Below are 12,719 nucleotides of genomic sequence, written 5' to 3' on the forward strand. Positions count from 1 at the left end.
CGAACCTTCGTGAGCTGGCAGGGGGGCGACTCTCAAGCGTACCCCGGTGCTCAGCGGGTCAGAGCCGCCGTGAGTTCCGGGGCCGACGCCCTGGCCCAGACCGCGGGGAGCTCGCGTTCGGCCGCGTCGGCGGCCGCCTCCTCGCGGCCGTACAGAAGTCCCCAGGTGAAGGCCGATTCGCCGGCCCCGTGGGCGACGATCGCGAGCTCGCGCAGGGCGTCGCGGGCGACCACGGCGTCCTGGTGCTCGCCGAGCAGGCTCTGCACGGCCTTGACCCGCTTCGCCAGTTTCCTGGCGGGTTTCCCGAGGGTGGGGCGGGCTGCCTCCGCCGCGTACCGGGCGCGTTTGGCGGCCTTGCGGGCCTCGTGGAGGGCGAGGTCGCGCTCGTGGCCGGGGTCGAGGGCGACGGCGCGCCCGATCCGGCGGGCGAGGCGGTCGTGGTCCTTGCGGACGGCGGCGGCGAGGACGCCGTGGGCGGTGCCTTCGGCGTCCGCGCGCAGGGGCGGGCCGGCGAGGAGCGCGTCGAGCCGGCCGAGGAGGTCGAGGTAGCGGGCGGAGTCGAGGGCGGCGAGGACCTGGCGCCGGGCGTTCCGGCCGTGGGCGGCGTCGCGTCGGCGGAGCCGGGCGCGGGCCGGGCCGAGGAGGAGGGTGCGGGGCAGGTCGTCGAGGCGGGCGCGGAGCCGTTCGTCGAGGACTTCCTGGTCCCGGGCGACCCCGAGCTCGCCGGCGAGCCACTTCAGCTCCTCGCCGATCGGGTCGGTGACCTCCCGGTCGAGGACCTTGCGGTAGGTCTTGAAGGCGCTGCGCAGCCGGCGGCAGGCGACCCGCAGCTGGTGGACGGCGTCGGGGAGGTCCCGGCGTACGGCGGGGTCGTGGGCGACGATCGCGTCGACCTGTGCGCGTACGTAGGCGAGGACGGCGGCTCCGGCGGTGCCGGGGGTCCCGGGCTGGACCGGGGGCGCCTGGGGTTCGGGACCGGTCTCGGCGAGGGCCCGGGCCAGTTTCGACGGCGCGTCCGAGGGCCGGATGCCGGCCTTCCTGAGGCGTTTCTCGACGGCGTCGAGGATCGCCGGGTCGGTGTCGTCGGCGAGTTCGACCTCGATCTCGGTCCAGGCGGTCTCGCCGCCGCCGGTGAGGCGTTCGGCGTGGACGGCGTCCACGGAGAGTTCGGCGAGGAGGGCGCCGTCGGCGTCGTGGAGGTGGCGGACGTCGCGGGCGGAGCGGAGCCGGACGACGGGGACGACCTCGCCGTCGCGGACCCGGGAACGCAGGAGCCCCGCCAGGGACCGCGGGAGCGTGTCCGAGAGCGGGGCTCTGATCTCGTCGCGGATGCCGGAGGCGACGGGGAACTTGAGGTGCCAGCCGGCGTCGGCTCCCCCGGTGCGGCGCCGCAGGGTGAGTGCGTCGGCGGCGAGCCGCAGGTCGGGGGTGTCGTAGTAGACGGCGTCGAGTTCGGTGACGCCCTCGTCCGTGACGGAGGCCACCCCGGCCGCCCGGGTCAGGTCCGGGAGCGCGGTCCGGGGAGTGGCTTCGTACTTCCGCTCGATCTCTCGCTTCGTGTCCGCCATGAATCGAATCTAGACGGGAAGCGAACGGAGCGGGAGTGCGCCTCAGGCCGTCATCGGCCGCTGCACCCTGATCGACTGGAGCAGTCCGATCGCCACCCATACGGCGAACATCGACGATCCGCCGTAGGAGACGAACGGCAGCGGCAGTCCGGCGACCGGCATGATGCCGAGGGTCATGCCGATGTTCTCGAAGGACTGGAAGGCGAACCAGGCGATGATGCCGGCCGCGACGACCGTGCCGTAGAGCTCGGTGGTCTCGCGGGCGATCCGGCAGGCGCGCCAGAGGACGACGCCGAGGAGCACCAGGATCAGGCCGGCGCCGACGAAGCCGAGTTCCTCGCCGGCCACGGTGAAGACGAAGTCGGTCTGCTGTTCGGGCACGAACTGGCCGGTGGTCTGGGAGCCCTTGAAGAGTCCGGCGCCGAGGAGGCCGCCGGAGCCGATCGCGATCCTGGCCTGGTTGGTGTTGTAGCCGACGCCCGCCGGGTCGAGGTCGGGGTTGGCGAAGGCCGCGAAGCGGTTGATCTGGTACTCGTCGAGCATGCCGAGCGCGGTGACCAGGACCGCGCCTCCGATGCCGGCGCCGATCAGGCCGAGGACCCAGCGGTTGGAGGCGCCGGAGGCGAGGAGCACGCCGAGCACGATGACGGCCATGACCATGACCGAGCCGAGGTCGGGCATCAGCATGACGATGCCCATCGGGAGCGCGGCCAGGGCGAGGGCCTTGGCGACGGTGCGGTGGTCGGGGTGGAGCTGGTCGCCGGCGTCGACCTTCGCGGCCAGCAGCATCGCCATCACCAGGATGATCGTGATCTTCACGAACTCGCTGGGCTGGAGGGAGAAGCCGCCGCCGATGACGATCCACGCGTGGGCGCCGTTGATGGTGGCGCCGAGCGGGGTGAGGACGGCGAGGATCAGCAGGACGGACAGGCCGTAGAGGACCGGGACCGCGCCGCGCAGGGTGCGGTGGCCGAGCCAGATCGTGCCGATCATCAGGGCGACGCCGATTCCGGTGTTGAGCGCGTGCCGGAACAGGAAGTAGTAGGGGTCGCCCTGGTTGAGCTCGGTGCGGCCGCGGGTGGCGGACCAGACGAGCAGCGCGCCGATGAAGGAGAGCGCGAGCGCGGAGAGCAGTATCGGCCAGTCGAGGCGGCGGAGCACCGAGTCGCGGGCGGTCAGCTTGGCGAGCGTGCCGCGTTCGGGGGCGTACCGGGAGACGGAGAAGCCGTGGGGTGCGGTCATGGGCTCAGTCCCTCAGGCGGCCGGCGGGCGGGCCCGCGAGCGTCTGGTCGTCGTCGTCCGGCTTCTTCGCCGGGTCGGCGCCGTCGGGCGTCTTCGGCGCGTTCGGGTCGATCTTGCCGACTTCGGGGTCGTACGGCTTGATCTTCGGGGCGTCGATGGAGCCGTCGGCCTCGATCTTGGGGAGGCTCTGCTGCGGCCGCGGCAGCAGGGCCCGCTTGAGGTCCTGGTTGCCGGCGTCGTCGAGTCCGTAGAGCGCGTCGTAGATGTTGCGGACGGCGGGGCCCGAGGCGCCGGAGCCCGTACCACCCTGGGAGATCGTCATGACGATCGCGTAGTCCTTGGTGTACGTGGCGAACCAGGAGGTCGTCTGCTTGCCGTAGACCTCGGCGGTACCCGTCTTGGCGTGCATCGGGATCTTGTCCTGCGGCCAGCCGCCGAACCGCCAGGCGGCCGTACCGCGGGTGGCGACTCCCGCGAGGGCCTCCTCTATCAAGGCCTGCGTCTTGGCGTCCATGGGGAGCTTGCCGTGCGCCTTGGGCTTGATCTCGGTGACCTTCTTGCCGTCGGGGCTGATGATGGCCTTGCCGACGGTGGGGTTGAAGAGGGTGCCGCCGTTGGCGATGGCGGCGTAGATGGTGGCCATCTGGATGGGGGTGACGAGGGTGTCGCCCTGGCCGATGGAGTAGTTGACGGAGTCACCGGCGCGCATCAGGTTGCCTTCGAGGCAGTTCTCGTACGAGAGCTGCTGGACGTACGTGCCGCCCTTCTTGCCGACGCGGCACCAGTAGTCCTTGTTGGCCGCCCAGAAGTCCTGCTTCCACTTCCGGTCGGGGACGCGGCCGGTGACCTCGTTGGGGAGGTCGATGCCGGTCTCGGCGCCGAGGCCGAACTGATGGGCCGTCTTGTAGAACCAGTCCTTGGCGTCCTTCTTCGGCTTCATGCCGCCGTCCTTCTGCCACTGCTGGTGGGAGAGGGCGTAGTAGACGGTGTCGCAGGAGACTTCGAGGGCCTGGCCGAGGGTGATGGAGCCGTGCCCCTGGGACTCGAAGTTCTTGAAGACCTGGTTGCCGATGGAGTACGAGGAGGGGCACGGGTAGCGCCCGTTGAAGTCGTATCCGGCGTTGACGGCGGCGGTCGTCGGGATGACCTTGAAGATCGAGCCGGGGGCGGCCTGGCCCTGGATGGCCCGGTTGAGCAGCGGGAAGTTGGAGTCCTTGCCGGTGAGGGCCGCGTAGTCCTTGGCCGAGATGCCGCCGACCCAGGCGTTGGGGTCGTAGTCCGGCTGCGAGGCCATGGCGACGACCCGGCCGGTCTTCGTCTCCATGACGACGACGGCGCCGGCGTCCGCCTTGTAGTTCTCGCTGGTGTTCTTGTCGTACGTCTTGCGGGCCTCCACCATCGCGTTGTGCAGCTCCCATTCGGCGACCGCCTGTACGCGGGCGTCGATGGAGGTGACGACGTTGGAGCCGGGTACGGCGGGGTCGCTCTTGGCCTGGCCGATGACCCGGCCGAGGTTGTCGACCTCGTAGCGGGTGACGCCGGCCTTGCCGCGCAACTCCTTGTCGTAGGTGCGTTCGAGGCCGGAGCGGCCGACCTGGTCGGAGCGGAGGAACGGCGAGTCGGTGTCCTTGGCCTTCTCGATCTCCGCGTCGGTGACGGGCGAGAGGTAGCCGAGGACCTGCGAGGTGCGGGACTTGCCGGGGGCCGGGTAGCGGCGTACGGCGGTGGGTTCGGCGGTGATGCCGGGGAAGTCCTCGGCGCGCTCGCGGATCTGCAGGGCCTGCTGGGTGGTGGCCTCGTCGGTGACCGGGATCGGCTGGTAGGGCGAACCGTTCCAGCAGGGCTTGGGGGTCTTGGAGTCGCAGAGCCGGATCTTGTTGATGACCTCGTCGGGCTTCATGTCGAGGACGCCGGCGAGCCTGGTGAGGACGGCCTTGCCGTCGTCCTTCATCTTCATCAGCTCGGTGCGGGACGCGGAGACCACGAGCCGGGTCTCGTTGTCGGCGAGCGGCACGCCGCGGGCGTCGAGGAGCGAGCCGCGCACGGCGGGCTGCACGACCTGCTGGACGTGGTTGTTCTTGGCCTCGTCCGTGTACTCCTTGCCGTTGCGGATCTGGAGGTACCAGAGCCGGCCCCCCAGGGTCAGCAGCAGCGAGAAGACGAGGATCTGGATGACGACGAGCCGGATCTGGACCCGCGGGGTCCGCCCTGTCTCGGGGATGTTGCTCATACCGCCGGTGCCCCCTCGGTCACAGTCGCTTGACTCCCTTGATGCGTCCGGCCCGTGAGGCGCGGCTCCGGGCGGTCTTCACGCGCAGGCCGCCGCGCTGGTTGCCGATCCTCAGGCCGGTGCCGGAGGAGAGCCAGCCGGACGCGACGTCGGCGCCGTTGCCGCCGCCGGCGTCGGCGAGCGGGTCGTTCTCCGCGCGTCTGGCGAGGGCCATGATGAGCGGCACCGTGAACGGCGCGAGGAGCAGGTCGTACACGGCGGCGGTGAACAGCAGGAAGCCGAGGCCGACATGGCGGGCGGCGGTGTCGCCGACGAGGGCGCCCACCCCCGCGTACAGCAGGGTGGAGCCGACGGCCGCCACGACGACGACGGCCATGGGGCCGGTCGCGGAGGTGAGCCGGCCGTTCTCCGGGCGGGCCAGGCCGACGAGGTAGCCGATGACGCAGAGCACGAGGGCGTAGCGTCCTGCGGCGTGGTCGGCGGGCGGGGCCAGGTCGGCGAGGAGGCCGGCGCTGAAGCCGATGAGCGAGCCGCTGACCGGCCCGTACACCAGGGCCAGGCCGACCACGGTGAGCAGCACCAGGTCGGGGACGGCGCCGGGGAGCTGGAGCCGGGCGAGCACGGAGACCTGCACGACCAGGGCCACCACGATCAGGGTGGCGGAGAGGAGGATCCGGTTGAACTTCACGGTGTCGGGTCCCCCTGGTCCTGGCCCTGCTGGTTCCGCTGGTTCTGGCCCTGCTGGTCGCGCTGTCCGTCGGCTGCCCGTCCGTCAGCTGCCTGTCCGTCCGGTGGGGGTGGCGTGACCGTCACGGTGACGGTCGGCGCGGGCTTGGGCTTCTGCGGCAGGACCGTGTCGCGCGGGTCGGAGCGGGGGGCCTGGACGACGACGCCGACGATGTCGAGCTTGGTGAAGCCGACGTACGGGCGAACGTAGATGTTGCGGGTCAGGCCGCCGCCCGCGGGGTCGACGCGGACGACCTCGCCGACCGGGACGCCGGGCACGAAGGGCTTGTCGGCGCGCGAGCCGAAGGTGACGAGCCGGTCGCCCGGCTTCACCTTGGCCTTGCCGTTGAGCAGCTGCACGAGCAGCGGACGGTCGCCCTGGCCGGTGGCGAAGCCGAGTTCGTCGGACTTCTCCATGCGCGTGCCGACGGTGAAGTCGGGGTCGTTGGCGAGGAGGACGGTGGAGGTGGACGGGCCGACGGTGGTGACGCGGCCGACGAGGCCGGAGCCGTTGAGGACGGTCATGTCCCGCTTGATGCCGTCGCGGGCGCCGACGTCGACGGTCACGGTCCAGGAGAAGCCCTGGGCCGCTCCTATGGCGATGACCTGCGCGCCCTTGATGCCGTACTGCCCGGCGCCCGCGGTCTTCAGCATGGCGTCGAGCTCCCGCAGCCGGTTGCGGTTGCGGTCGTCGCTGCCGAGCTCGGCCTTGAGTTCGGCGTTCTCCTTCTCCAGGGCGGCGATCCGGGTGTGCCGCTCGCCGGAGTCCCGGACCGCGCCTATGGCGTTGCCGATGGGGTCGACGGCGGCCGCCACACCGTTCTCGACCGGCCCGAAGACCGCCGCTGCGGCCTGCCGGGCACCGTCGACGGGTGACTCCTGACCGCCGCGGATGTCCACCGTGATCAGTGCGAACGCGATGGCGATCAGCAGCACCAGGAGCAGCCGGCTCTCTCGTGTGTCCCTCACGTGCGGCGGCCGTGCCTTTCCTCGTGGTTCGGTTGTTCGGCTGTGCGGTTGTTCTCTCGTGGGGCCGTACGGGTGGTGCTAGCGGCGCGGCTGGGCGTCGAGGACCTGCTGGAGGGCCTCGAACTCCTCCACGCACTTGCCGGAGCCGAGCGCCACCGAGTCCAGCGGGTCCTCGGCGATGTGGATCGGCATGCCGGTCTCGCGGCGGAGGCGCTCGTCGAGACCGCGCAGCAGGGCGCCACCACCTGTGAGAACGATGCCGCGGTCCATGACGTCACCGGAGAGCTCCGGCGGGCACTTGTCGAGGGTCGTCTTCACGGCGTCGACGATCGCGTTGACCGGCTCCTCGATGGCCTTGCGGACCTCGGCGGCGGAGATGACCACGGTCTTGGGCAGACCGGAGACGAGGTCGCGGCCGCGGATCTCGGTGTGCTCGTCCTTGTCCATGTCGTACGCGGAGCCGATGGTGATCTTGATCTGCTCGGCGGTGCGCTCACCGAGGAGGAGCGAGTACTCCTTCTTGATGTGCTGGATGATCGCGTTGTCCAGCTCGTCGCCGGCGACCCGGATCGACTGTGCCGTGACGATTCCGCCGAGGGAGATCACGGCGACCTCGGTGGTGCCGCCGCCGATGTCCACGACCATGTTGCCGGTGGCCTCGTGGACCGGGAGGCCCGAGCCGATGGCCGCCGCCATGGGCTCCTCGATGATGTGCACCTGACGGGCGCCGGCCTGGGTGGAGGCCTCGATGACGGCGCGGCGCTCGACTCCGGTGATGCCGGAGGGCACGCAGACGACGACGCGGGGACGGGCCAGGTAGCGGCGCTTGTGGATCTTGAGGATGAAGTAGCGGAGCATCCGCTCGGTGATCTCGAAGTCGGCGATCACGCCGTCCTTCAGAGGGCGTACGGCGACGATGTTGCCGGGAGTCCGGCCGATCATCTTCTTCGCCTCCGCGCCGACCGCGAGGATGCCGCCGGTGTTGGTGTTGATGGCGACGACCGACGGCTCGTTCAGGACGATGCCTCGACCCCTGACGTACACCAGCGTGTTGGCGGTCCCGAGGTCGACAGCCATGTCACGGCCGATGAACGACATAGAGTTCCCCTTGTTTCCCATGGCTGAGAGTGGTGCGGCGTGGAGTTTTCCATCGTAGTGCCGCCCGCCCGGATACCGCGCGGTGGTCCACCTCTGTACAGGTGACGGTAGGACGCGGCGATCCGTTCCCGGGATCGGCGTTCATATGCCTGGGGGCGACCGAAATTCCTTCGGTCGCCCCAGCAGGGTGCTGCGTTCGGCTGACGTGGAGTCAGCAGCGGCCGGGTGAGAGCCGGACCGGCGGGACGCGGCTCAGACGAGACCCGGGAAGAAGATCTTCAGCTCGCGCAGGGCCGACTCCTCGGAGTCGGAGGCGTGGATCAGGTTCTCGCGGACGATGGTGCCGAAGTCGCCGCGGATGGAGCCCGGCGCGGCGGCGATCGGGTCGGTCGGGCCGGCCAGCTGGCGGACGCCCTCGATGACCCGCTCGCCCTCGACGACGAGCGCGACGACGGGGCCGGAGGACATGAAGCCCATCAGCGGCTCGTAGAAGGGCTTGCCCTTGTGCTCGCCGTAGTGCTGCTCCAGGGTCTCCTGGTCCAGCTCGCGCAGCTCCAGGGCCGCCAGGGTCCAGCCGGCCTTGCGCTCGATACGGCCGATGATCTCGCCGATCAGGCCACGGCGGACGGCGTCGGGCTTGAGCAGGACGAGCGTGCGCTGGCTCACGGGGGAACTCCTTCGGAAAAGCGGTGTGCGGGACCTCCGAGGCTACAGGCCCCGCACGCCCCTCGATTACGCAGCGTCAGGCCCTGCCGAGGCCCCCGCGGCCTGTGCCTCGGCCCACCGTGCCTTGATGTCGTCGATCCGTCGCCCGTAGTGAACGGAGGCCCACCACAGGCCGGCGAAGACCGCGCCGAGGAAGAACATCGTCGGCACGACGAAACCGCTGAGGATCAGGCCGATCTGCAGGGCCCAGCCGAGCTGCACACCGCCGGGGCGGGTGACCATCCCGCAGAGCAGCACCGAGACGACCATCGCGACACCGCAGACCCACCAGACGGTGGACATCGCGAGGCCGTCGTCCTTCATGGCGACGAGCCCGGCGAAGCCGATGACGAAGAACTCGCCGATGAGCGTGGAGGAACAGAGCGTACGCATGGGAGTCAGCCCCTCCGCAGCAGCAGCCGGGCATCGCCGACCGTGAAGATCGAACCGGTCACCAGGACACCCGCGCCGCCGAACTCGGCCTCTTCCTCCGCGAGGGTGATGGCCGCCTCGATCGCGTCGTCGAGACGCGGCTCGACGACGACCCGGTCCTCGCCGAAGACCTCGACCGCGACCGCGGCGAGCGCGTCCACGTCGGTGGCCCGGGGGTTGGAGTTCGCCGTGATCACGACCTCCGCGAAGATCGGCTCGAAGGCCTCCAGGAAGCCCTTGGCGTCCTTGTCCCCGCTCGTCGAGACCACGCCGATGAGCCGTGAGAAGCCGAAGGCCTCGCTGATGCCCTCCGCCGTCGCCCGCGCGCCGTGCGGGTTGTGCGCGGCGTCCAGGACGACCGTCGGGGAGGAGCGGACGATCTCCAGCCGGCCCGGCGAGGCCACCTGCGCGAAGGCCCTGCGGACGGTGTCCGGGTCCAGCGTGCGGGCGTGCTCCGCGCCGATCCCGAAGAAGGCCTCGACCGCGGCGAGCGCCACCGCCGCGTTGTGCGCCTGGTAGGCGCCGTGCAGCGGCAGGAACACGTTGTCGTACTCGCCGCCGAGGCCGCGCAGGGTGAGAAGCTGGCCGCCGACCGCGACCTCGCGGGAGACGATGCCGAACTCCATGCCCTCGCGGGCGACCGTCGCGTCCGCCCCGACGGCCTTCTTCAGCAGGACCTGCGCCGCGTCCACCGGCTGCTGGGCCAGGATCACGGTCGCGTCCTGCTTGATGATCCCGGACTTCTCGGCGGCGATCTCGGCGGTCGTCCCGCCGAGCCGGTCGGTGTGGTCCAGGTCGATCGGGGTGACGACGGCGACGGAGCCGTCGATGACGTTCGTCGCGTCCCAGGTGCCGCCCATGCCGACCTCGACGACGGCCACGTCGACCGGGGCGTCCGCGAAGGCCGCGTAGGCCATCGCGGTGAGGACCTCGAAGAAGGAGAGCCGGTACTCCTGCTGGGCGTCGACCAGCTCCACGTACGGCTTGACGTCCTGGTAGGTCTCGATGAACCGCTCGGCGGAGATCGGGGCGCCGTCCAGGCTGATCCGCTCGGTGATCGTCTGCACGTGCGGCGAGGTGTACCGCCCGGTGCGCAGGTCGAAGGCGCCGAGCAGGGCCTCGATCATGCGGGCGGTCGAGGTCTTGCCGTTGGTGCCGGTGATGTGGATCGAGGGGTACGCGCGCTGCGGCTCGCCGAGGACGTCCATCAGGGCCGCGATGCGGGTGACCGAGGGCTCCAGTTTGGTCTCGCCCCAGCGGGTGGACAGCTCGGTCTCGACCTCGCGGAGCGCCTTGTCGAGCTCGGGGTCCTCCGGGCGGCTCGGCACGGGGTCGCCCGGGGGCGGGCCGCCCTGGGTGCGCAGGGTGCGGCTGCCCGCCTCGATCACCGCCAGGTCGGGGTCTCGGTCTGTCTCGGCGTCGACGATGTCGTCGAACTGGTCGTCGCTCTGGTCGCTCGGCTCACTCACGGGCCCAGTCTACGGAGGGGTACCGACAGGACCATGGACCCACCCCATTCGGGACTTTCGGTCCACCGTCCGCCGTACCGTCCCGGCAAACTTGGCGATCATGGACATAGGGATCGACCTCGGCACGGCCAACACGCTCCTCTACGCACGGGGCCAGGGCATCGTGCTCAACGAACCGTCCGTGGTGGCGGTCCAGGAGGGCTCGCGGCACGCGCTCGCGGTCGGCACGGAGGCGAAGGAGACCATCGGACGGACGCCGGGTTCGATCACCGCGATCCGCCCGCTCAGGGACGGTGTGATCAGCGACTACGAGGCGGCCGAGGAGATGATCCGGCACTTCGTGCGCAAGGCCGTCCCGGGCCGCCGCCGGCCCCGTACCCGGATGGTCGTGTGCGTGCCGAGCGGGGTCACCCAGGTCGAGCGGCGGGCCATCGTGCACGCCTCGCTCTCGGCGGGCGCCCGGGCCGTGCACCTCATCGAGGAGCCGATGGCGGCGGCGATCGGCGCCGGTCTTCCGGTCTCCGACCCGCGCGGCTCGATGGTCGTCGACATCGGCGGCGGTACGACGGAGGTGGCCGTGATCTCGCTGGGCGGGATCGTCACGGCCCAGTCGCTGCGGGTGGGCGGCGACCGCCTCGACGCGGCCATCACGGACTTCGTCCGCAAGGAGCACTCGCTGCTGATCGGCGAGCGGACCGCCGAGGACGTCAAGGTCGCCATCGGCACGGCCTGGCCGGTGCCGGGCGAGGAGGAGCGGGAAGGCAGGACGTTCACCGTCCGGGGCCGGGAGAAGGTCAGCGGGCTGCCCCGCACGGTGGAACTGACGGTGCCGGAGGTGCGGGCGGCGCTCGACGAGCCGGTGGAGGCGATCATCGCGGCGGTCCGGGTGACCCTGGAGGAGTGCCCGCCCGAGCTGTCCGGCGACGTCATGGAGCACGGCATCGTCCTGACCGGCGGCGGGGCGCTGCTGCCGGGCCTCGACCTGCGGATGGCCTCGGCGACCGGCATCCCGGTCTTCGTCGCGGACGAGCCGCTGGACTGCGTGGCGCTCGGCTCGGGCCGGTGCGTGGAGGACTTCGACGGGCTCCAGCGGGTGCTGGGGAAGGCGGAGACGGTGCGGTGAACTACCTCGGGAGCCCCGTCGGCAGCAGCGCCGTCACCGCGTAGCCGTCGCCCTCCGGGCGGGCCTTCAGGGTGCCGCCCATGCTGGTGACCCGCTCCTCCATGGAGAACAGGCCGGTGCCGGTCGAGACGGGGGCCGGGTCCGGCGGGGTCTTGGGCAGCGGGTTGCGCACCTCGATCCGCAGATCGGGGCCCTCCACCGTGATCGTCACCGTCACCGGCAGGCCGGGCGCGTGCTTGGCGGCGTTCGTCAGGCACTCCTGGACGACCCGGTGGACCGCCGCCTGCCGCAGCGGCGAGAGCGCCTTCGCCTCCTCGGCGACCGTCAGCTCCACGGGGCTGCCCATCCGCTCGCTCTCCCCGGCGAGGGCGGCGAGCCCTTCGAGGCCGGGGGTGGCCGCGTCCCGGTCGGCGCGGCGCACGATCGTCTCGTTGAGCATGAGGTGGGCGCGCCGGGCGGTGTCGGCGAGCTCCTCGAAGTCCTTCCGGTGGGCCTCGCCCCTGGCCCGTACGGCGAGCACCTCGGCGCGGACCGCGAGGACGGTCAGTTCCCGTCCGACCAGGTCGTGCACGTCCCGGCCGACGGAGATCCGTTCCTCCTGGACGGCCTGCCGGGCGGCGGCCTCGCGCCGCTGGACCTCCAGGGCGCGTACGAGGTCCTGCCGGTAGGCGGCGATGCCGACGCCTGCGGCGAGGACGCCGATCGGAACGACCAGGCTCAGGAAGTCGCTGAGGGTGTCGCCGTGCCGGGCGGGCCAGCCGGGCGTCAGGAAGAGCCCGTAGGCGACGGCGATGTAGAGGAGGGTGGCGGCGGTGGCGGCGCGCCGCCCGCGGTACCGGCCGATCGAGTACAGCGCGAACTGGATCATGGTCAGTTCGTGCAGCCAGCCCATCAGGCCGAGTGCCACCAGGTACGGGAGCCAGGGCAGCCGGCGCCTGAGCACCAGGGTCGCGGCCCCGGCCGCGAGGACGAGGGTCGCGGTGACCCCGGTGAGGGAGTTGTCGGCGCGGGCGAGCCCCGGCACGTCCAGCACCATGAGGCCGAAGGCGCTGAGCGCGGCGACGACGTCGAGGGCGCGGGGCGAGCCCGCCCACCGGTCCACGCAACGGCGCAGCGCGGGGACGGTGGGGAGGCGGAGCATGCCTTCCATCATCCAA

The 12,719-nt window shown here is 71.4% G+C and carries 11 protein-coding genes; 1 reads left to right on the forward strand and 10 read right to left on the reverse strand.

Annotated features, from left to right (window positions below; genetic code table 11):
- Nucleotides 1–50: 50 nt before the first annotated feature.
- From DEJ43_RS11815 to folC, 9 genes are all read right to left on the reverse strand, one after another.
- Nucleotides 51–1,568 (reverse strand): CYTH and CHAD domain-containing protein, encoded by a 1,518-nt coding sequence (locus DEJ43_RS11815; protein WP_015033588.1) that lies wholly within the window; start codon nt 1,566–1,568, stop codon nt 51–53.
- Nucleotides 1,569–1,610: 42 nt separating this feature from the next.
- Nucleotides 1,611–2,810: a rod shape-determining protein RodA gene (rodA, locus tag DEJ43_RS11820; protein WP_015033589.1), complete on the reverse strand. Its 1,200-nt coding sequence runs from the start codon at nt 2,808–2,810 to the stop codon at nt 1,611–1,613.
- Between the two features lie 4 nt (nt 2,811–2,814).
- Nucleotides 2,815–5,040 carry a penicillin-binding protein 2 gene (gene mrdA, locus DEJ43_RS11825; RefSeq protein ID WP_015033590.1) on the reverse strand — a complete coding sequence of 742 codons (2,226 nt, stop codon included), beginning with the start codon at nt 5,038–5,040 and terminating at the stop codon, nt 2,815–2,817.
- A 19-nt stretch (nt 5,041–5,059) separates the two neighbouring features.
- Nucleotides 5,060–5,728 carry a rod shape-determining protein MreD gene (mreD, locus tag DEJ43_RS11830; protein WP_015033591.1) on the reverse strand — a complete coding sequence of 223 codons (669 nt, stop codon included), beginning with the start codon at nt 5,726–5,728 and terminating at the stop codon, nt 5,060–5,062.
- Nucleotides 5,725–6,735 (reverse strand): rod shape-determining protein MreC, encoded by a 1,011-nt coding sequence (mreC, locus tag DEJ43_RS11835; RefSeq protein ID WP_015033592.1) that lies wholly within the window; start codon nt 6,733–6,735, stop codon nt 5,725–5,727. The genes mreD and mreC overlap by 4 nt, the downstream gene beginning before the upstream one ends.
- Before the next feature lie 78 nt (nt 6,736–6,813).
- Nucleotides 6,814–7,833 (reverse strand): rod shape-determining protein, encoded by a 1,020-nt coding sequence (locus DEJ43_RS11840; protein ID WP_015033593.1) that lies wholly within the window; start codon nt 7,831–7,833, stop codon nt 6,814–6,816.
- A 252-nt stretch (nt 7,834–8,085) separates the two neighbouring features.
- Nucleotides 8,086–8,499, reverse strand: a complete 414-nt coding sequence (ndk, locus tag DEJ43_RS11845) for a nucleoside-diphosphate kinase (RefSeq protein WP_015033594.1) — start codon at nt 8,497–8,499, stop codon at nt 8,086–8,088.
- 66 nt (nt 8,500–8,565) lie between these two features.
- On the reverse strand, nt 8,566–8,931 hold the full coding sequence (locus DEJ43_RS11850) for a DUF4233 domain-containing protein (RefSeq protein ID WP_015033595.1): 366 nt from the start codon (nt 8,929–8,931) through the stop codon (nt 8,566–8,568).
- Between the two features lie 5 nt (nt 8,932–8,936).
- Nucleotides 8,937–10,439, reverse strand: a complete 1,503-nt coding sequence (folC, locus tag DEJ43_RS11855) for a bifunctional tetrahydrofolate synthase/dihydrofolate synthase (RefSeq protein ID WP_015033596.1) — start codon at nt 10,437–10,439, stop codon at nt 8,937–8,939.
- A 100-nt stretch (nt 10,440–10,539) separates the two neighbouring features.
- Between folC and DEJ43_RS11860 the strand changes: the two genes are divergently transcribed.
- Nucleotides 10,540–11,562 (forward strand): rod shape-determining protein, encoded by a 1,023-nt coding sequence (locus DEJ43_RS11860; protein WP_015033597.1) that lies wholly within the window; start codon nt 10,540–10,542, stop codon nt 11,560–11,562.
- 1 nt (nt 11,563) lies between these two features.
- Here DEJ43_RS11860 and DEJ43_RS11865 read toward each other — a convergent pair whose 3' ends face one another.
- Complete coding sequence (locus DEJ43_RS11865; RefSeq protein ID WP_015033598.1) at nt 11,564–12,703, reverse strand: sensor histidine kinase; 1,140 nt, start codon at nt 12,701–12,703, stop codon at nt 11,564–11,566.
- Nucleotides 12,704–12,719 lie beyond the last annotated feature (16 nt).

It is taken from the genome of Streptomyces venezuelae ATCC 10712 (assembly GCF_008639165.1).
GTDB lineage: Bacteria > Actinomycetota > Actinomycetes > Streptomycetales > Streptomycetaceae > Streptomyces > Streptomyces venezuelae.